Genomic DNA, 20,358 nt, shown 5'->3' with positions numbered 1-20,358 from the left:
AGAATTACAAAAAATATAATATCAAGAATATGAAAAAAATAATATGCATGCTAGTATTGATCCAGTCTGGGATTATGATGGCACAAACAAAAACTGTCGTTACACCGTATGGAGAAAAAGTAACTTTTTACCCTAGTGCTCCCGGTACTGCAGATAACGGTTTAACCATAACAAGTGGTAATATACAATTAGGCGGTACTTTAATAAAACCTTCTGTTTTAACTACAACAGCAGCAAATACTTTGGCTATACCAGGATTACAGGCTGGTGCAAAAGCAGATGAAATTGTAACCATGGATGCGAATGGAGTATTGCGTAAAATAAAAAATAATAGTTGGGATATTAATGGTAATGCAGGAACTACTGCTGGAACAAATTTTATTGGTACTACTGATTCTCAAGATTTGGTTTTTAAAAGGTCAGGATCCGAAAGCGGAAGAATTGGTATTAATTCTACTTCATTTGGGTATAGTGCTGCTTGGAATAATAAGGGTCAACATACTGTAGGAATTGGTATGAGTGCTCTAAGTGGTAATACTGGGGACTATGTTGTAGCGATTGGTAATAATGTACTTAAAAAAAATTCAGGAACTAATAATGTTGGGATAGGTAATGATGTACTTTCGGAAAACACTACAGGAGGTGCTAATCTAGGTGTTGGTACTCAAACTCTGTCTAATAATACTACAGGAGATTTTAATGTTGGATTGGGTACGCAAGTCCTTGTGTTAAATACTATTGGACGAAATAATGTGGGTGTCGGAGTATATGCACTTAATTTAAATGTTAGTGGGAATGACAATATTGCAATTGGACAAGCTCTTACACATTCTGCAGTTAGTAATAGAAATATTGTAATGGGAAATAGTTCTTTACAAAATTTGACTAGTGGAAATGATAACATCGTTTTTGGTGATTCAGCAGGTTTTTCATTTGGCAATGGAGAAGGAATTCCATTTAATCTTACTTCTTTGAATAGTTCAATTTTAATCGGAAATAAGGCTTTTCCAATGCTTAATAATGATACAAATGAGATTGTTATTGGATATAAAGCAAAAGGAAAGGGATCTAACACAGTAGTAATTGGTAATTCTGATATAACAAGTATTGGAGGTTATACACCTTGGTCTAATTATTCAGATTCTCGTTTAAAAAAGAATATAGTAAGTAGTACTTATGGTTTAGATTTTATCAATAAGTTGCGTCCTGTTCTTTACAATATGAAAACAGGAACTACAGAATTACAATCTGGTTTTATTGCTCAGGAAGTAGAAGCCGCAGCGAATAGCATTGGTTATAAATTCAGTGGTGTTGTAAAACCACAAAGCGATACTGATTTTTATGCGCTAAGCTATGCATCATTTGTGGTGCCGTTGGTAAAAGCGGTACAAGAACAACAAACACAAATAGAATCATTACAAAAAGAACTAAACGATCTTAAAGCGGTGGTTCAAAAATTAATAGATAAAAAATAACTACAATTTTTTACTACTACAAAAACCGGTTGTATTATGCAATCGGTTTTTTTCAACCTTTTTTATTGATCCCTTTTCAGCGGTATTTTTTAATACTGCCTGAAATGCTCGTGATTGCAAATTTGTCTTAATCTGTAATTCTTAAAACTTTTAGGGCCACTTTAATAGGTCGTATAGTGGGAACTTTGCATCGTTAAAAGTCCATATTCTGTTTATGAGTGTTTTAATAAACAGCTGTTTAAGAAAAAGTAATTGCCCTTATGGTATTACAGCAGTCCTGTAGGGAATGAGGGGAATAGAAATTAATTTAAAGCCTAATTGAAAGTATAATTTATATGGTAAATATATACGCTATGAAAAAAAATAACATAGATAAAAAAGTAATGCCTGTTGTGTGCATTGTTAAAAATAGTACCGCACTAGGATTGTTTGCAGGGTTGTTTACTTGCAATATGGTAAATGCACAAATGGTAAACAACGGAGAAGTTAAGGTTGCTGATAAAACTGTAATGGCCGTGTATATGGATTACAGTAACGGAGTAACGGGAGATTTTATTAACGATGGTGAAACTTACATTTTTCAAAACTGGAACAATGACGGTAAAGTAAGTTATACACCAGCTTTAAATGGTAAAACATATTTTGAAGGAAAGCAGCACCAGCTTATTGAAGGTACCAGACAAGCAGACTTTCAAAACATAATTTATGACAACATAAGTGACTTAGTACCTTTTGACCTGACAACTAAAATCTCTGTAGGTAAAAATTCAGATTACAAAAACGGAATTATCAATGCGCTATATGACAACGGTAAAATGATTTTCCTTGAAAATGCGGCTCATACTTCTGCCGGCGATCAGAGTTTTGTGGACGGAAAAGTAGAAAAAAGAGGAGCGGCAGCATTTCAGTTTCCAGTAGGAAATGAATTGTTTTTCAGACCATCTTACCATGCGGCAAACAGTGCTCTAGCCAATGTTTACACGACACAATATTTTTATCAAAATTCTCATCCAAAATATTCTCACGATAGTAAAGACGAAGACATTCTTACTATAAATAATAAAGAATACTGGGTAATTACGCAAGACAAGGGAAGCGAAAATATTGTTTTAAGCCTGTCTCTGGATCACGATACAACACCATCAGAGTTCTTTGTTCAAAATGAAGAAACAGAACTGGCAATAGTGCGCTGGAACGGAACAAAATGGGTAAATGAGCATGGGGTTTTGGGTGACGATATATCTGGAGAAGCGTATACCAAATTATTAACAGGTGAAGTTTCAGGTTATGGAATTTTTACCATGGCAATAGTTAAGAAAATTGATAACCGTGAAATAGACGATCTGACGGTTTATAATGCAATTTCTCCAAATGATGATGGCTATAATGATACCTTCTACATTGAAGGAATTAATAAATATCCAGATAATACAGTAGAAATATACAACCGCTGGGGCGTAAAAGTATATGATGCAAAATCATACAACGAAAGCGATAATATGTTTAGAGGATATTCTGATGGCCGCGTAACGATAAAAAGAGGAGATAAACTTCCAACAGGAACCTATTTCTACATTTTAAAATATAACAGAGACGGAAAAGGCAAGCAGAAAGCCGGTTACCTATATGTTAATAATCAATAAAACAAATACAGTAATAATCTAAGTGTTAAAGAATTAGAACTAATGAAGAAAATTTTTTATGTAATGACAATATTTGTTTTGGGAGTTTTTGAGGTTTCGGCCCAGCAGCAATCCCAATATACACAATATATGTACAATACGATGACTATCAATCCGGCATATACTGGAACCCGAGGTTTACCAAGTATTTTTGGATTATACAGAACACAGTGGGTAGGGCTGGATGGAGCTCCAAAAACAGCCAATTTATCTATAGAAGCACCAATTTCTGAAAATGGCCAGGGATTAGGATTGTCTGTAGTAAGTGATAAAATTGGCCCATCGCAGGAAACAACCTTAACGGCAAACTATTCCTATCCAATTCAGCTTTCGGCAGATTTACGTTTATCTCTAGGTATTAGTGCATCTGGTAATTTTATGCAGGTAGATAATAATAAACTTAATGTAAGAGATGAGAACGATCAATATCTTACTGGTATTATGACTAAAAACTCTCCAAATTTTGGAGCCGGAATCTATTTTCATTCGTCAAAATGGTATGCAGGTTTATCTGTACCAATGATTTTAGAGACTAAATTTTATGATGATGTAAAAACGTCTATCGCTTCACAAAGAATGCATTTTTATGCCATGGGAGGTTATGTTTTTGATCTTAACGAGAACCTAAAATTCAAACCAGCAGCAATGGTAAAAATGGTTAGCGGTGCGCCTTTAGCAGTAGACTTATCTGCAAACTTCTTATTCAATGAAAAGTTGACTTTAGGAGCAGCCTACAGATGGGATGCAGCGGTAAGTGCAATGGCAGGTTTTCAAGTTACTTCAGGACTGAATATTGGTTACGCTTATGATTATGATACACAGAAAATTGGAAACTACAATTCAGGATCTCATGAAATCTTCCTTCGTTTCGATTTGTTTTCTGGAACCAAGTATAGACTGGTTACTCCAAGATTCTTTTAATAACTATAAACTAGGATAAAAAATGATATCTAATAAGATAAGAACTGTACTAACAATACTTTGTGTTTGTTTAATGCAAATTGGAGTTGTTAAGGCACAGGATAAAAAGATTGAAAAAGCAAATGAAGTCTACAATAAGTTTGCGTTTATTGAAGCAGGTAAATTATACAAAAATCTGGTAGAGAAGGGGAATAACTCACTAGAAGTGTATACCAAGCTAGGTAACTGCTATTATTTTAACGGCCAATATCCAGAAGCAGCAGATTCTTACTCAAAAGTTTTTAATTCAGGACAAGCCGTAGATTCAGAATTTTATTTTCGATACGCTCAGGCGTTAAATAATACTAAAAAATACAACGAAGCCAATGTTGTAATGAAAAAGTATTATGCCATGACTGGTAAAAAAGATTTAAGTGAAAACTGGAAAGAACAAAAATTAATGGCGGATATTCAAAAAGAATCAGGTCGTTACAATTTTAAACCAGTAAACATTAATACTCCAGTTTCTGATTTTGGAACTGCATTTGATGGTAAAGATAAAGTCTTATTTGCTTCAGCAAGAGATACCGGAGTAGTTATAAAACGCAAACACAGCTGGAATGAAAAATCATTTATGAAAATTTATTCGGCAAAAATTTCTACAGACGGTGGTTTAGAAGACGCAGCTCCTGTTAAAGGAGATATAAATACAAAATATCACCAAAGTAGTGCTGTAGTAACAAAAGACGGTAAATACATGTATTTTACCAGAAATAACTTTATTGACGGGAAATTAGGAGCGGATAGAAATGGTACTAATTATCTTAAAATATATGTTGCCGAAAATGTAAAAGGAGAGTGGAAAAATGTTAAAGAACTGCCTTATCCAATAAACAGTGATGGTTTTTCTTCTGGACATCCAGCACTGAGCCCAGATGAAACGCAATTGTATTTTGCATCAGATCGTAACAACAGTTTTGGTAACTCAGATTTGTACGTAGTAAGTTTGAAAAAAGGAGCTCTAGTTGGAAATGACGTTACGAAACTAAGTGATGAAATTAATACTCCAGGTCGTGAGACTTATCCTTATATGGATGGAAAAGGTATTTTATATTTTGCCTCAGATGGGCATCCAGGATTAGGCGGACTTGATGTATTTGCAGCAATGAAAGATGCTGAAGGAAAATATCATGTCGTAAATGTAGGTGATGGTGTAAATACAGGTTCAGATGACTTTGCTTATACTATTAATGCTGATAGTAAAAAAGGGTATTTCTCTTCAAATAGAGATGGAAATGATAACATTTATAGTTTCACGGAAAATAAACCTGTAATTTTTGATTTTGATATTAGATCACTGATTTTTGGAACAATTACAGAAAATGGTAAGCCAGTGGCAGGTTTCAATGTTCAAATGTTTAATTCAAACGATGAAAGTATTGGAACAACTACAACTGACAATGCAGGGAATTACAAAATTGCTGTAGATCCATATCAAAATTACAGAGCATTGTATACAAAAACTTCTTATGCTGATAAAACGGTAAATACAGAGCAGTTAAAACCTTTAGAGAAAAAAGAAATTAGTTTCGAAATCACTAAAGAAATGGAAGTTGTTGTTGATGGTGAGAAAGTGAAAATTAAAGATGGTGATGATTTAACACAAAAATTAAAATTAAATCCTATTTATTTTGACTTGAATGGTTACAACATTAGACAATCATCTAAAAAAGAATTAAATAAAGTTGTAGCTTTAATGAAAGATCGTCCAAACATAACTATTAAAGTTAATTCTTATACGGATAGTAGAGGAAGAGATGAATTTAATATGAAATTATCTGAGAATAGAGCGAAAGCTACAGTTGATTATATCGTTAATTCAGGTATTGCACAAGAAAGAATTAGTGGTGAAGGATTTGGTGAAACAAATTTATTAAATCATTGTTCAAATGGAGTAAACTGTTCTGAAAAAGAACATGAATTAAATAGACGTTCAGAATTTATCATAAACTTTAAATAATTTTCTTCTTTAAAAAAAAGCTGCTGGTTAATAGAAATATTACCAGCAGCTTTTTTAATACTATTTTTTAAGATTCACTTTTTATTGGATCTTGGTGTTTTTTTATAAAATCATCAGTAGGTTTTCTTTTAAGCTGTTCAAAATATTTAGTGCAAAAATAGGTGAGTTTGGTATAATTAAGCTCATACATAACTGCAGTTAGAGTAGGATATTCTCCGCTTCTAAGGAGCTTTTGGGCAAGATTTATTTTTTCTTCTATAAATAAATTTTTTGGCGTATTGTTGTAACGCGTTTTAAAAAGATTTTTGTATTTAGAAGCAGACATTCCTGCCATACTTGCCAAGAAAGTTAAGGAAGGAAATGGTCCGTATAAATTATTTAATAAATAATTCTTCGTTTTCTCAATTGCTTCGTTTTCAATTTCAGTTAGAGATACACTTTTATTTTTTGTTTCGTAAAATTTATTAAAAAAATTGCCTAATATTTTTAAGGAAACACCTTTTATAAAAGAATCAAAAGTTAAGTCGCGAACTGATTTCTGTTTTATAGATTGAATTAAAAGTATACTATTGCTGTCAATATTGCCATAGTGATAGAATGTTTTTTTGTTTGTTTTGCTTTTCACAAAATAATTTTCTTTTTTTTCAAACCCCCGAATAAAATCATGCAAGAGTTTTTTGTCTATTAACAATCTTAAAGCAATTGTTTGTTCATTAACAGAAGGCTTGAAAGAACTTTCGATTTCATTGTCAAGTATCGCAAGATCCAATTGATTAAAAGAACCTATTTCATAATCAATATTATTAATCTTAATAAGATTGATGTGCTCGCTTAAATCAAAATGAAAAATGAAAATTTCATTGTTAGATTTTTGCCGCGTTAGTTTGATAGGCACTGTTGCAGTTAAATCGGCGTACACAACAGATATACCCTCCATGACTTGAGAAAAATAAAAAAAGCCTTTGCCAATATCTTTGGGTACAATAATCAGTTTATCATCTAATAGCTCTGTGCCCAATTGTTTAACTAAATCATATTGCCATTCTGGAGTTAAAGTATAGGAATGCGTAAATTTTCTCATAGACTATTTATTACGATTAATTATTGGCACTCCTTTACAATTGTTTGTAAAATGCTTTAGGAGACAACCCAAAATGTTCTTTAAATTTTGATGCGAAATAAGAGTTATTAGTAAAATTTAGTTCATCTGAAATCTGAGAAATCGTCAGCTGTTTGTTTTCAAGAAGTTCTTTACCAAGTAATAATTTGTTTTCCATAAAAAAAACATTGGCCGTATCTCCTGTTATTTTCTTAAATAAGGTTTTAAATTTTGATTCAGACATATTAGCCATCTTGGCCATCTGCGTTATACTTGGAAAGTGATCTCTAATATGCTCAATTAAGTACATTTGTATCGCAATAATATGATTTAAGTCTGTTTTGTTAACTGTTTGAGCAATGATTTTTTTTGTAGCTAATTTTTTTAGGTAATTTGAAATTAATAAATGGACAGTGCCTTTTAAGTGCAGATCGAAAATAGCTCCTCCAACTGGCAGCTTTCTCAAATCATTTAAAATATGATAGCTTTCGCTGGTCATTCTGTCAAACCGAATTATCGTATTTTCTTTTGGATCAAGTAGAGAGTCGATATTCTGAATTGCAATACCGTTTTTTTGGGTAAAAGCCTTTAACATACTTTTTTTGATAAAAAAGCATAAGGCAAAAGTTTTACTGCCTTTCTTGACATTATATTCTGAGTCCAAAGATCCATCAATAACAGCTAGGTTGTACTTCCATCTGCCAACATTGTACATAAAATGGTCTGTATTTACGGTAGCTTCCCCTTCTGTTAAGTTGTAATAAAATCCAACAAAATCTTGATTCAAATTTTGTTGTATTAATTGGTAGTTTCTTTTGTATTCTACATTGATGTAATAGGCTAGAATACCATCGCCACAATCTAAAAAATATCGTATTCCTGTTTGGGAATCCTCAGGGAGTCTTATAAAGTTTCCTTCGATTTTTCCTCCAATTTGTGCAGCATAATGCTCTACCCAAGTAAGATCTGCATCATAATAATGTTTAATTATTTTCATGGAAATGTGGATTTGTGTTATAAAGTTAAGATTTTTTAAGAAATTAAATAACTTTTTTGTTTTATAAGTTATTGGTAATTAGTGATGTTGTAATTGTTGATAACTTGAAAACATCAAGCAGTATGCAGTAAAATTTACAGTTGAATTTTTATTACAATGCTGTTTGGTTCTTTATTTCTAATAAAAACACTGTACTTATAATTTTTGGAAGTACTAAATAGGCAAACTTGAATTTGCTAGAGAATCTATTCTCAATTTCTTTAACATACTGGGAATATGTGATTGAAATGAAGTTTAATATTGATTTCACCTTAGACCGTTTTTAATTAATTTGATTTATTTTAATACATTTTAGGCTTTTAGAGGCAAACGGTATGCCTCTTTTTGTATTAATTTGTAAATCAGTAAATTGTATTCTGGTCTATTTTAAAACGTGTAAATCGTCTAGGTAGATTTTGAACGGTTGAGGAATATATCCCCGTTTTTTAAAGAACTTTTTGGTTTAAAGTCTTCCTATCAATTTGCAGGATTTGCGCCGCTTTTGTTTTGTTATTGTTAACAGCTGCCAAGACTTTTAGGATCTGCTCTTTTTCATATTCTTTTAAAGGCTTAAAAAGTGTATCTGAAGACTGGATATGGTATTTTAAATTTTCGGGAATATGATCCAAAGTAATGGTGTCATCGCTCATAATAACCGATCGATGAATTACATTTTCAAGTTCTCTTATATTTCCTGGCCAGTTGTATCTCATTAGAACTTCGATTGCTTTTTCATTTATTTGAACATTCGATTTATTATATTCAAGAGAATACTTTTCTATAAAAAGATGAATTAAGGTCAATAAATCTTCTTTTCGATCTCGTAAAGGAATAGTTCTAATAGTAATAACGTTTATTCTATAATATAAATCTTCTCTGAAAGTGCCTTTTAGAACCATGTCTTCCAGATTGCTGTTTGTGGCACATAAAATCCTGACCTCTATTTTCTCTGGTTTTGTTGCACCAACTCGTAGAATTTCTTTTTCTTGAATAACTCGTAATAGTTTAATCTGTACAGACAAAGGCGCGTCTCCTATTTCATCTAAAAAAATAGTGCCTCCAGAAGCAGATTGAAATAAGCCGATTCTGTTTTCTGAAGCTCCTGTAAAAGAGCCTTTTAGATGTCCGAATAATTCAGATTCTATAAGGCTTTCGGGTATTCCTCCGCAGTTTACTACAATAAAGGGCTGGTCTGCAAGTTTACTGGTAAAATGGATCGCTCTTGCAATCATTTCTTTTCCGGTACCGCTTTCTCCTTCTATAAGAACATTTGCCTTTGTATCTTTTACGCGTTTGATTGTTTCAACTAAATCCCTAAACTGATGCGAATTTCCAGTAAGACCTCCATACGATTTTTCATTATCCAAGTTTAGAAAATTAGTAGAAGCTTTAGGGACAAGTGTTCTTTTCTTAAGTGAATCTAAAATGGTTTTATGGAGTTCTTCGCTTGTAAAAGGTTTTGTTAAGTAATCTAATGCGCCCGATTTCATTGCGTTTACAACATTGTAAACAGATGGAATTCCAGATATTACAAGCTTTGGTATTGCTGGAAAGTGCTCCTCGGCATATTTTAATAGTTCAAGTCCATTTATATTGGGCATATTGAGGTCACTAATCAGTAAGTCTATATCTGAACTTTTTAAGACTTCAATGGCTTCATTTACAGAAGAAGCTTTGTAAGTTCGATAATTGAAAGATTTTAATTGTCTTTGAATTAAATCCAGCATATCATTATTGTCATCGACAACTAATATATTCTCTTTTTTAAAAGTCATTTTGTTTTAAGATAAAGGGATGCGAATGGTGAAAATCGATCCATTTGGAAAATTGTTTTGAAGCGTAATCTCTCCATTGTGATTTTTAATGATGCCATGAACTACACTTAAACCAAGACCGCAACCATAATTGACAGGTTTGGTTGAAAAAAAAGGTTCAAATATTTTTTCTTTTATTGCATCTGGAATTCCCGTTCCTTGATCTTCTATTTTTAGATAAAGATTAGTTTCGTCATGATCTACTATTATCTTAATAGTGCTTTTTTCTGGCGAGGCATAAATAGCATTTATAAGCAGATTAAATAATACTTGAGTAATTTGAACCGAATCGACCTTTGCCATTATAGTGTCATCCTCAAAGATCAATTCGTGTTTAATTGCTTTTTTCTGAAAATTAGATTTTAGAAAAGACAAGGCAAAAACGATAATAGGCTTTAATTCTTGTAATTCTAATTTTTGAGGCATTTCGCAAGAAAAGAACATGAGTTTTTTGACAATCTCTCGGGAATAGATTACCGAATTAATAATGATATCAATATCAGCACTAATTTCGGGATCGGAATTTTGCTCTTTTATAAGTTCTGCAAAACCTAAAATATTACCTAATGGCGTATTTAGTTCATGTGCTATTCCTGCAGTCATTTCGCCAAGCAAGGAAAGACGTTCCATACGTTCTATGGTTCTTCTTAACACGGCTTTTTTTTCCAGTGTCTGAAATTTTTCAATATAATTTCCGATTTCTATTGCAATGGTATCTAGAATTTTCTGCTCATCTTCATTAAAATCATCCTCTGTATATTTTGCAGAGGGATAATGAACTTTAATATATCCAGAATCCATATCCTTAATTTGTACAATACTGCATTGAAAAATACTAGGATATTTTTTCTCAGATGTTAAAAGATGGTAATCTAAAATATGAATTTCTACGACGGCATCAAGATTATAACGCCATGCCTTTTTTGTACTAAAAATAATCTCATAAAGTGTTTGAATATGTATAGAATTAGATTTGGAAATAATCTTAGAAATTTCATAAAGACAAGTTAGTTCTTTAATTTTTTCTTTAAGATTTTCTTCTGTAAACTGTAAATCCATTGTAAGAAATTATTTGCTTTTATTGTAAAATGGATCCAAAATTAAATAAATATTTTTGACTATATAATAAAAGAAAGTTAATTGTTAATGATTTGAAAATAAGTAAAATAAAGTTTTTTGTTATAGTCTTATTGTGTCACTTTTTTAACTTTTAAGGGTATGTTTTGACAATGATTTTTTGTAAAAAAAATGCAAATAGTAAAAAGGAAAATGGTTAGGATTTAAAATGCAATGAAGCCTTATTTTGGATAGTTTAAAAAATGAAAATAATACTGGTTTCAAATATTTTTTGTTGTGAAAAAATGATTTGAAAACAAAATACCACAATGGCTGATAATTTTTTATAGAATTTAAATTAAATATTTCCCAAATCAAAAAAACGTAACAAAATGAAAATTAGGTTTTTATTTAGGGATCTCCTTGTGTTTTGTCTCTTTTAGTTTTGATTCTTTTTATTTTTGTTGATTCTAGTTTGAAGAAAGTTTTTTAGAGTGGTTGATAAAAAGCTTATTTCTAATTGTTTTTTTGTAATAATTGTGGTAGCCTTTAGGAACACTATTTCAAGATTTGTTTTCAGCTGAAAAAAACATACTGAAAATTTCAGCTATAATATTCTTGAAAAAGAATTGTTTTAATTACAATAGATTTTACGATGCAATTATAATAAAGGGTATAACCTATAAAGTTGATGAGCTACATAGGTATGGAAGCCACAAAAAAAATTACATCTGGCTGGATTATAATCTGGAAAGAATTATAAGAATATTTTAAATTTTAGTGTTGGGATACTAAACAATAAAACGCTGAGATGCGCTTTGGGATAGTTTTTTAGTAAGACACATTTCTTCAGCATCAATGTGTTTATAGATATACCTATATAAGTCGTGTTAGAAGAATCTCAGATCTGTAGGTATCAAAATAGGTAAGGGAATTCATTAGGCCTCAAATTTATTATCTGCAATATTCAAGATCAGGTTGTGACACATAACATCCAGACCGATGATTCCAATGTTGAATGTGTTCTTCATAATGGATATAGTAACTAAAGTATTATTTTGCACAAAAAATAATAAGGCTGCAGCAAATATGAATTAAGCTCAGCCTTATTAAAGTCAATTATTGAGCAGTTACACTGCTGATTGCCTCTTTTAGTGCTTTGGCAGCAGCGGCTGGATCTTCAGCGCCATATATGGCACCGCCTGCCACAGCTACATCTGCACCAGCAGCTACAACATCTTTTATCGTATCGATGTTAACACCGCCTGCTACAGAAAAGGGAACTTTTGCTTCTCTTCCTTCAGCAATTAGCGTTTGTACAGAATAGCCAGGTAATGCCTGTTCATCAAGACCAGCGTGTAATTCAACAAAAGCTACTCCAAATTCAGTTACTTCTTTTGCTCTCTGAACTCTGTTTTTAACACCGATAGTATCTACTACAACCTGTTTTCCATATTTCTTTGCTGCTTCTACAGCACCTTTTATGGTTGCATCATCTACAGTACCCATAACGGTAACTAGATCAGCACCGGCTTTAAACGCTATTTCTGCTTCCAAAGCACCAGTATCTGCAGTTTTCATATCTGCAAAAACTAGTTTGTCAGGAAAGGCAGCTTTCATGGCTGTTACAACTCTGAGGCCTTCAGCTTTAATAAGGGGCGTACCCAATTCTATAATATCTACATAAGGTGCTACTTTACCTGCAAGTTCTAATGCTGCCTCTGTAGTAAGTAAATCAATTGCGACTTGTAATTTTGTCATTTTAAAATGTTTAAAAAAAATTAATTATAAAAAAGTTATTCCAGGTTAGCATGTTTAGGCCAGAGGTCTTCCTTGGTTAGGCCAGATTCCTGCCATAGGCTCATAAAAATGCTTTCCAGTATAAACAGTGTAAATTGTTCAAAAAGACTTCCTGCGTATTGTTTGGAAACTGATATGCCGAAATCCGTTTTTGTTGCAGCATTGACTAGCAGTATACTATCTGATGATTGTGCCAGTCTGCTTTTTGCATCGGCCGTAATTGCTAAAATTTTTGCCTTTTGTGTTTTTGCTTTTTCGACGGCTGAAAGTACAGATGATGTAGTTCCAGATCCAGAAGCTACCAGTAGAAGGTCTCCTTCAAGAATTGCAGGTGTTACAATTTCTCCTACAACATAGACATGGTAGCCTAAGTGCATAAATCGCATTGCCGCCATTTTTAATGCCAGTCCGCTTCTGCCGGCAGCCATGATAAAGATTCGTTTTGCAACTTTAATTTCGTGAATCAGAAAATCTATTTCCTGCTGATTAATCTGGTCCGCTAATTTTAGATTTTCGTTTAAAATAGTCTCTAGGTTTTCCCTTGTCGAATTTTTTTTATTCATCTGTTTGCTTTTAAGTATTGGAACCAGCCTGTTTTTGTAAAATTATTAACAGGACAGGATTATTTTAGTGATGATTTTTGAATTTATTATGGAATATTGTAATGCCAATCCAATCCAATTGAATTGAAGTGCTTTATTTCTGAATGTTTTTTTTAAGTTTATATGGAACTATACTAAATTCTGATTGCTGATGCAAAAATAAATCAGCAGAAAGGGAGGATGTTATACATATGAGACAACGCGGTATAAATTTGCGCCTGTTTTATCCAGAACAGCGCTATAAAATCAGATTCGGAAAACTGCGTGAATGGGATTCAATAATTGGTTGATGGATTAAGCTGATTTAACTTTCCAGAGCAGAATAAAATAATTGATCAATCTCATAAAAATTTTTTATAAGTTTTGAGCATAGACTATTTTTCTATTGAAGAATAGATGCAAGATATAAATTATTATAGAATAGGGTAAAAGAAAAAGGGCGTTATGGTTAGGACTGTTTAGCTGTATGCACTCGGATCTATGATATAAAAATAATACTATGCATTGTAAATTTGCGACAATTCGTTTTGAAGTTCTGTCGGTGTTTCTTTGAGTTTTGATTTCACAAATTTATTTAATGCAGACGGAGAACTAAAGCCGAGATCAAATGCAATTTCTTTATGCGAAAAATCAGAAAATAGCAGCTGTCTTTTTATTTCTTTTAGGATTCGATTATGTATGGCATTAATTGCTGTTTCTGCGCAGTGTTTTTTAGTTATATCATTAAGTTTTTTTGGAGTAATGCCAAGTTCTGATGCGTAATACTGTACCGTGCGCTGGCTTTTAAACTGTTCATTTAGCAGTTTTTTAAAACCGATATAAAGATGCTGATTGGTCTTTTGGTGCAATACGGGATGCTGGCCGTGAACTGATTCAATAAGTCCCAGCAGGAATATCTTAATGTAAAAACGAGCCTGCTCTTTTCGCACAAGACTTGGATTATTATAAATAACTCGGATGTGTTCAATAAGTGATAATGCCTGTATGAACTCTTCCTTAGAAAGCGCGCTGCAGTTTAGATTTGCCGTTAGGTTTACATTATAAGGGCTTAATTCATTTTTCAATATATCAGAGCAAAACAATACTTCTTCAAATAATATTATTTTGCCTTTAAGGTCACTGGTGGGGTTGGATATAAAGTTAATCTGGCCTGGGAAAACAATTGATATTTTCTCAGATTTTAAATTAAAAACTTTTTCTTCAATTTGGATGTCAATTTTTCCAGCTTCAACTATTAAGATGTAAAAATGGTCATTTTTATGCGGTTTTAGATATTCGCTGATATTGAGATCGCTTATTTCAAAAACCCGAAAAGACAGATTTGTATCCTCCTGCTTCTGGATGTTCTGTGTAAGCTTAAACCGTTTTAAATCCATTTGTTAAAATATATGTATTGTAATGTCAAGTTTTTCTCTTTTTGTCCCATCATCTTTAGACAATAGATAGCGACAATAGGAGTAATCTGCAAATTTAAGAAAAACTATTAAGCTGTTTTTTTTAAAGTGCAACTCTAGGATTTAAACAAGTTAAAAATCTTTTGATTTTGCTCCATTTCTAAGTGTTTAAAAATGTATTTTCCAGATTAGGATTGAAGACAGCAGCGTCAAAAATAGCCTTTTAGTCGAGTAATCGGTAGGCTATTACTGTTTTATTTAGAGTAGGAATAATGAGTAAATGATCGTTTTCGATATATTCAATATCGGCAGTAATGATGTTTTCTTTACCTAAATCAATTAGTAAATTTTTATTTCCATTTAAATCAATAGTAAAAAGCTGTCCCTGCCAAGCTCCCGAAACTATATACCCATTTTTGCCATAACTGACAATACCATCCAGATTATCAATTCCGCTAAAAATCTGATGAGATTTTTTGGTCAATTTATTTATAGCGAAGGCAGTTTTACTTTCCATATTCAGCACTAAGAGCTCCTCTTTAGTGCATAACAATCCATTTGGTTTAGAAAGAAAACCAGATTCAGCCCATACATTTATTTTTCCGTTTGCTATTTTATAGATCTTGTTGCCAAAGCAGTCAGAAACGTAAATATCTCCGTTGGCATCTATTGTTATATCGTTAAGGAATTTAGCATTATCTACATGATATACTTTCTCAATTTTAGCCGTTTCAGTATTTATCTGGACGACTCTGTCAATATCTGCAACATATAATTTTTTCTTATATAATCCCATTCCCTGAGGGTTATCCAATCCATCAACCCATTTTAAAACTTCTATTTCGCCATTTGTTTTAAGTTTGGAAATAAATCCATTGCCATCTTTCGCAAGATATTCACCATTTATATTTGAGATGTAGAGAATCTTTTTTGAAAAATCGTAAAGTGCAGATTCAGGTTTTAAGAAAAGAGAATCTGATACCCATTCTTTGGTAATGTTCTGACTAAAAGTGATTGCGGAAATTAAGGTTGCAAATAAAATGAGAACTATTTTTTTCATTATTGAATCTTTAAATGGTTGTACTAAATTTTGGTTTCAGGTTGTTTAAAATGAAAACTTAATTTAGTCATGCTAAGTTTTGGCATTCCTTTGAAAAAGAGATTGTTGATTGCAAAAGGCAAAAACTTATTAATCTTTCGAATATACTATTCGTAAAAGTAACTCCTTACTAAGGAAGCCACAATAACTAAAAATAACCACTTTTAAAATTTAACGGTGCAAATAGCCGGAGTGTGTTGTCCATTTGAAAGTACTTGTGGTCTTATGGTTATTTGATTGCTGATGATTTAATAAGCTAAAAATTAGAGGAAAAGTATTTAATAAGATGTTGGTTCGAGCCCTTTTCCCACAACAAATTAAAAGCTTCGGATAGATCTGAAGCTTTTTTTGTTTTCTAAATATTTCTTTTGAGGTTTTATATTTTTTGTCACAGCTGTTATACTTAATTTCTTCTTTTTTATTTATCTCGATATACTACTTCCCATGTTGGTTCAAATTCTAACTCTTCAAATTGGAACGAATGTAAATTTTTATTTTTATAAATATCACTGCTAAAAGTATCTTGTATCCAATTTCCGAAAGTCCAATTCCCTGCTTTTTCAGGCTTACCCCATCTTCTTGTTTTCAAAATTGTTGCTTTGGAATTTATCCTTTCCGATAGCTTTTTCAAAATAGGTCTGGAATCAAGATTTAAACTCTTGGCAATTGCAACTACAATGAAATATCCAAATTCAATATGCCTTTTGTTTTCAAAATCTCTTTGATTAGAAATTGAAATATAAATTTCTGGTGGACTTTGCCTTTTTTCGCAAATTGTCCAAATCGGTGACCAAAGTTCGAAATCAAGAAAGTAATTCTCCGTGTTATCAGACATCGTCCACTTTTCGTGTGATTTTTCATTCCATTTAAGCCGTCCAAGCTTTAAATCAGAATGATAGACAAATTCTTTGTTGTCCTTTTTAGAGACACGTTTTTCAAGTTTGCATTTAGTTGCCCTAACTCCTGTTTCTTTTAAAAATTCGCTTTGTTTTACCAGTAAATCAAAATAGGGTTCAAAGTTCGATTTCCAATTTGTTTTTATCCAAGGAGATTTTTCCTCGTCAACCTGTCCAAAAATCAAGTAAAAATCATATTCTCTATTCTCCCAACTGGAATCAGCATTAGTAAAATTGTCGTAAAGATTTAAAAACTTATCTTTAAATTGCTTTATTAATCTCATTCTCTGTTAGTTTGTTTATGAAATATCGCTAATTATTAAAACATGTATTAGATTCTAACTATTTAGCTAATATAGCAAAAAAGCCTTTTAAGAGAAATATTTAAAGAAATCTCAACTGTAGAATATAGGTTTCCATTTCACATTAAAACTTTAAAAAAAACTTCCCATAACAAGGTTTAACGAGGGACTTTAGTAGAATTATAATTATTAAATGATAATTTGTATTGCGCCACGATTCTGTCTCAAATCTTATAAATGTGTGTAATTTGTATAGATTTATAGTTGCATTTTTGAAGGCAATTGCAAACAGCAAAAAAGGCTGTCTTGGCAAGACAACCTTTAATGACTAATTAAAAATAAAAATGTATTCTAAAGTTGTTACTTTCCTGATTGGCTTTCAGGGTTCATAATAACTTCGACGCTACTAGAACTATCCAAAACGTGCTTACTAAACTGCTGAATAGTTTTTGGGTTAATTTTAGAAATTAAACTCTTGTATTCTTCATCCGTTGAAAACGGAATCTGATTTAATGTGCTGTTGTAGATTGTTGTAGTCCAGAAAGAATTGGTCTTAAGTGATTCTTCTCTGTTTTTCAACAAAGCCTTTTTAATGTCTTCTAAATCATTTGCATTTACTGGATTTGTTTTTAAATCGTTTATTTCTTTCCAGACAATCTGCATTAATTTCTCTTGCTTATCAGGATTACAGTCAAAAGTTAGTGCTAGGCTAAAAGTTGGCTTTGGAATTAATTCCAGGTTTCCGCCCACATTAACGCCGTAACTTCCGCCTTCTTCTTCTCTAATTGTTTGAAGGAAACGTTTTGAAAGTAGTTCTCCAATAATATACATCGTCATGGCATTTTCTTTACTGTACTCTGTTTTATCTGTGATATTTAAATAAACAGTACTTTTTGCCACTTCCATTGGGCGTTTAAAATGGACTATGGTTTTGCCCTTTTTTGGTTCAATATTATGATCGACAAAAGTTTCTTTTAAAGCTGGATTTGATTTTAAGTTTCCAATATATTTCTGAATTAACTCTAAAGCTTTTTCTGGAATGTTTCCGACGAAAACAAAAGTAAAATCAGATGCATTTTTGAATCGATCGCGGTAAATGTTTTCTGCTTTTTTAAGATCAATCGTTTCGAGGAATTTTTCGTTGAAAATAAAAGTACGTGGGCTGTGATTTGAATTTGCAAGATCGATTGAATCTTTAAAAGCGCTTCCATTATCTTTTTTAATGGTTTCTAAACGATTTTTATATTGTTCTTTTAGAATATTAAAGATATTGGGGTCAAAACGAGGCGCTTCAAAAGAAAGGTAAAGCAATTGCAGCAGGGTCTCGAAATCGGCTTTATTAGAACTTCCTTGGAATCCTTGTGTATTTTCGCCAATAAATGGGGCGGACTGTGCCACTTTTCCAGTAAGTTTTTCTTTTAAACCAATATTATCAAAATTTCCCAAACCTGACGATCTTGCGATTGTCGTAGCGATTTCAGCAGAAGTTAGATCTTCTGTTTTAATTAATGATTTACCCCCCTTTGCAAATGCAGAAAATAGAATCTGATCCTGTGAATGCGTTGTTGGCAAAACTATTACATTGGCTCCATTTTCCAAAGTATATCCTTTTGCATCAGCGATTCCTGTAACTTCAAATGTCTTTTTGATCGCAGCAGGTTTTAATTCTTTGTCTATAAAAGGGGCATTGTTTTCTTTTTTAGTATAAGGTTCTAAAGTCATGCTTTCAACCTTTTTCATTACATTGACAACAGCTTCCTTATTTGGGAAATCATTTTTATCCTGATCGGCTCCAGTAACCAAAACTACCTGATTTGTTGGTTTTTGAATAGTTTTAGCATACGCATTCAATTCCTCCAAAGAGATACTTTTTATAATACCAACAATTAATTTGTAATCATCTTCAGGGGAAAGGAATGGTTTTGCTTTTAAGAAATAATTGGTCAAATTATCTGCCCAGCTATCGTTGTCGACTTTATCTTTATTACTTAGAAAATCATCATACGAGCTTATAAAAATCTTTTTTGTTCGGTCTAATTCGGCTTGTGCGGCGCCAAAACGTTTTAGGCGTTCTGCTTCCGTATAGGCCTCTTCAAACGCCTGAATTGTTTTTCCTTTTTTGGCTAAAGCCGAAATATTAAACGAAGTATTTAATCTCGAAATCGGTTCAAAATAAGTTTTGAAATTTAATGCCGAACCTTGATTTTTTAAGATTAATTCTCGAAAACGATTATTTAAAATACTCGTGTAAAAAGAGTTCAGTACATTTTTGCGCGTAACAATACTGTCTTTTACCAAAGGCTCATCTAAAACATATTGAAGTGTAATTGATGTTGAGGACGCTTCTTTGTCAGACGCCGTTCCAAAATACAATTCGTCATGTTTCGGAATTTCGGAATACGTTCTTGCAGCCACTTTTTTAGCTAAAGGAATACCAGAAAATATTGCTTTCACTTTTTGCTCCATAACCTTCACATCAATATCTCCCACAATGATTACAGCTTGCAAATCTGGACGATACCATTTTTTGTAGTAATTGCGCAGTTCAGGATATTTGAAGTTATTGATGATGTTTAAATCACCAATAACATCTCTTTTACTGTATTTCGAACCTTTGTATAAAACAGGATCAGTCTGCATTTTTAAACGAAAATCACTGGTTCTTCTCGTTCTCCATTCTTCTCTAATAACGCCTCTTTCGGCATCAATTTCTTCATTAGTTAAAGAAAGAGAACCAGACCAATCGTGTAAAACCCAAAGAGTAGAGTCAATAAGTTTTTCGTTGGCAACAGGAACCGAACTAATATTGTAGACCGTTTCATCGTGAGCGGTGTAGGCATTGATGTCTTTACCAAAAGTAACGCCATTTTTTTCCAGCATTTTAATGATTCCTTTTCCTTTAAAATGTTCTGTTCCGTTAAATGCCATGTGTTCCAGAAAATGCGCCAATCCGTTTTGATTGTCATCTTCTAAAATAGCACCTACATTTTGAACAAAATAGAAACTTGCTCTATCTTTTGGTTCTTCGTTATGCAGAATGTAATACGTTAATCCGTTTTTTAATTTTCCGGTTGTTACGTTTTTATCCAGCGGAATGTTGGTTTTGAACTGTGAAAATGCGCCTTGAAATGACAAGGCGAGAATCCCAATAATGATATTTTTTTTAGTATTCATTTTTTGTTT

14 protein-coding genes are annotated in these 20,358 nt (G+C 32.3%); 4 read left to right on the top strand and 10 right to left on the bottom strand.

The genetic code is table 11. The features are described from left to right. Positions 1–29 precede the first annotated feature (29 nt). The 4 genes from NCC77_RS16555 to NCC77_RS16540 all read left to right on the top strand — a co-directional run bounded on the left by NCC77_RS16555 (position 30) and on the right by NCC77_RS16540 (position 6,077). Positions 30–1,475 carry a tail fiber domain-containing protein gene (locus tag NCC77_RS16555; protein ID WP_250836592.1) on the top strand — a complete coding sequence of 482 codons (1,446 nt, stop codon included), beginning with the start codon at positions 30–32 and terminating at the stop codon, positions 1,473–1,475. A 353-nt stretch (positions 1,476–1,828) separates the two neighbouring features. Then, positions 1,829–3,118: a T9SS type B sorting domain-containing protein gene (locus tag NCC77_RS16550; RefSeq protein WP_250836591.1), complete on the top strand. Its 1,290-nt coding sequence runs from the start codon at positions 1,829–1,831 to the stop codon at positions 3,116–3,118. A gap of 42 nt (positions 3,119–3,160) precedes the next feature. After that, positions 3,161–4,078 (top strand): PorP/SprF family type IX secretion system membrane protein, encoded by a 918-nt coding sequence (locus tag NCC77_RS16545; RefSeq protein WP_250836590.1) that lies wholly within the window; start codon positions 3,161–3,163, stop codon positions 4,076–4,078. A 22-nt stretch (positions 4,079–4,100) separates the two neighbouring features. Then, positions 4,101–6,077, top strand: a complete 1,977-nt coding sequence (locus tag NCC77_RS16540; protein WP_250836589.1) for an OmpA family protein — start codon at positions 4,101–4,103, stop codon at positions 6,075–6,077. Positions 6,078–6,144: 67 nt separating this feature from the next. On the opposite strand, the gene NCC77_RS16535 is transcribed toward NCC77_RS16540, so the two are convergent. The 10 genes from NCC77_RS16535 to NCC77_RS16490 form a co-directional block, all read right to left on the bottom strand. Next, positions 6,145–7,158 carry a helix-turn-helix domain-containing protein gene (locus tag NCC77_RS16535; RefSeq protein ID WP_250836588.1) on the bottom strand — a complete coding sequence of 338 codons (1,014 nt, stop codon included), beginning with the start codon at positions 7,156–7,158 and terminating at the stop codon, positions 6,145–6,147. Between the two features lie 34 nt (positions 7,159–7,192). Next, entirely contained in the window at positions 7,193–8,173 is a 981-nt protein-coding gene (locus tag NCC77_RS16530; RefSeq protein ID WP_250836587.1) for a helix-turn-helix domain-containing protein, read from the bottom strand. Positions 8,174–8,658: 485 nt separating this feature from the next. Further along, positions 8,659–9,987 carry a sigma-54-dependent transcriptional regulator gene (locus NCC77_RS16525; RefSeq protein WP_250836586.1) on the bottom strand — a complete coding sequence of 443 codons (1,329 nt, stop codon included), beginning with the start codon at positions 9,985–9,987 and terminating at the stop codon, positions 8,659–8,661. Positions 9,988–9,993: 6 nt separating this feature from the next. Continuing rightward, the gene (locus tag NCC77_RS16520; RefSeq protein WP_250836585.1) at positions 9,994–11,085 is read right to left on the bottom strand and encodes a sensor histidine kinase; all 1,092 of its coding nucleotides are present in this window, start codon (positions 11,083–11,085) and stop codon (positions 9,994–9,996) included. Positions 11,086–12,201: 1,116 nt separating this feature from the next. After that, entirely contained in the window at positions 12,202–12,843 is a 642-nt protein-coding gene (gene hxlA / locus NCC77_RS16515) for a 3-hexulose-6-phosphate synthase (RefSeq protein ID WP_250836584.1), read from the bottom strand. A 35-nt stretch (positions 12,844–12,878) separates the two neighbouring features. Further along, the gene (gene hxlB / locus NCC77_RS16510) at positions 12,879–13,445 is read right to left on the bottom strand and encodes a 6-phospho-3-hexuloisomerase (RefSeq protein ID WP_250836583.1); all 567 of its coding nucleotides are present in this window, start codon (positions 13,443–13,445) and stop codon (positions 12,879–12,881) included. A 536-nt stretch (positions 13,446–13,981) separates the two neighbouring features. Continuing rightward, a complete protein-coding gene (locus NCC77_RS16505) occupies positions 13,982–14,860 on the bottom strand; it encodes a helix-turn-helix domain-containing protein (protein WP_250836582.1) in 879 nt (292 codons plus the stop codon). 241 nt (positions 14,861–15,101) lie between these two features. Continuing rightward, positions 15,102–15,938 (bottom strand): SMP-30/gluconolactonase/LRE family protein, encoded by an 837-nt coding sequence (locus NCC77_RS16500; protein WP_250836581.1) that lies wholly within the window; start codon positions 15,936–15,938, stop codon positions 15,102–15,104. Between the two features lie 457 nt (positions 15,939–16,395). Next, entirely contained in the window at positions 16,396–17,157 is a 762-nt protein-coding gene (locus NCC77_RS16495) for a hypothetical protein (protein WP_250836580.1), read from the bottom strand. 378 nt (positions 17,158–17,535) lie between these two features. Then, positions 17,536–20,349 carry a M16 family metallopeptidase gene (locus tag NCC77_RS16490; RefSeq protein ID WP_250836579.1) on the bottom strand — a complete coding sequence of 938 codons (2,814 nt, stop codon included), beginning with the start codon at positions 20,347–20,349 and terminating at the stop codon, positions 17,536–17,538. Positions 20,350–20,358: the final 9 nt, after the last annotated feature.

This window comes from Flavobacterium tyrosinilyticum (assembly GCF_023656565.1).
GTDB lineage: Bacteria > Bacteroidota > Bacteroidia > Flavobacteriales > Flavobacteriaceae > Flavobacterium > Flavobacterium tyrosinilyticum.
Note: the sequence above shows the minus strand (reverse complement) of the source record. Positions and strands in the feature narration are given on the sequence as shown.

What these genes read in the sequence shown, in the direction of transcription:
- NCC77_RS16555 (WP_250836592.1), top strand. Translation starts at nt 30, where the DNA reads ATGAAAAAAATAATATGCATGCTAGTATTGATCCAGTCTGGGATTATG.
- NCC77_RS16550 (WP_250836591.1), top strand. Translation starts at nt 1,829, where the DNA reads ATGAAAAAAAATAACATAGATAAAAAAGTAATGCCTGTTGTGTGCATT.
- NCC77_RS16545 (WP_250836590.1), top strand. Translation starts at nt 3,161, where the DNA reads ATGAAGAAAATTTTTTATGTAATGACAATATTTGTTTTGGGAGTTTTT.
- NCC77_RS16540 (WP_250836589.1), top strand. Translation starts at nt 4,101, where the DNA reads ATGATATCTAATAAGATAAGAACTGTACTAACAATACTTTGTGTTTGT.
- NCC77_RS16535 (WP_250836588.1), bottom strand. Translation starts at nt 7,158, where the DNA reads ATGAGAAAATTTACGCATTCCTATACTTTAACTCCAGAATGGCAATAT.
- NCC77_RS16530 (WP_250836587.1), bottom strand. Translation starts at nt 8,173, where the DNA reads ATGAAAATAATTAAACATTATTATGATGCAGATCTTACTTGGGTAGAG.
- NCC77_RS16525 (WP_250836586.1), bottom strand. Translation starts at nt 9,987, where the DNA reads ATGACTTTTAAAAAAGAGAATATATTAGTTGTCGATGACAATAATGAT.
- NCC77_RS16520 (WP_250836585.1), bottom strand. Translation starts at nt 11,085, where the DNA reads ATGGATTTACAGTTTACAGAAGAAAATCTTAAAGAAAAAATTAAAGAA.
- hxlA (WP_250836584.1), bottom strand. Translation starts at nt 12,843, where the DNA reads ATGACAAAATTACAAGTCGCAATTGATTTACTTACTACAGAGGCAGCA.
- hxlB (WP_250836583.1), bottom strand. Translation starts at nt 13,445, where the DNA reads ATGAATAAAAAAAATTCGACAAGGGAAAACCTAGAGACTATTTTAAAC.
- NCC77_RS16505 (WP_250836582.1), bottom strand. Translation starts at nt 14,860, where the DNA reads ATGGATTTAAAACGGTTTAAGCTTACACAGAACATCCAGAAGCAGGAG.
- NCC77_RS16500 (WP_250836581.1), bottom strand. Translation starts at nt 15,938, where the DNA reads ATGAAAAAAATAGTTCTCATTTTATTTGCAACCTTAATTTCCGCAATC.
- NCC77_RS16495 (WP_250836580.1), bottom strand. Translation starts at nt 17,157, where the DNA reads ATGAGATTAATAAAGCAATTTAAAGATAAGTTTTTAAATCTTTACGAC.
- NCC77_RS16490 (WP_250836579.1), bottom strand. Translation starts at nt 20,349, where the DNA reads ATGAATACTAAAAAAAATATCATTATTGGGATTCTCGCCTTGTCATTT.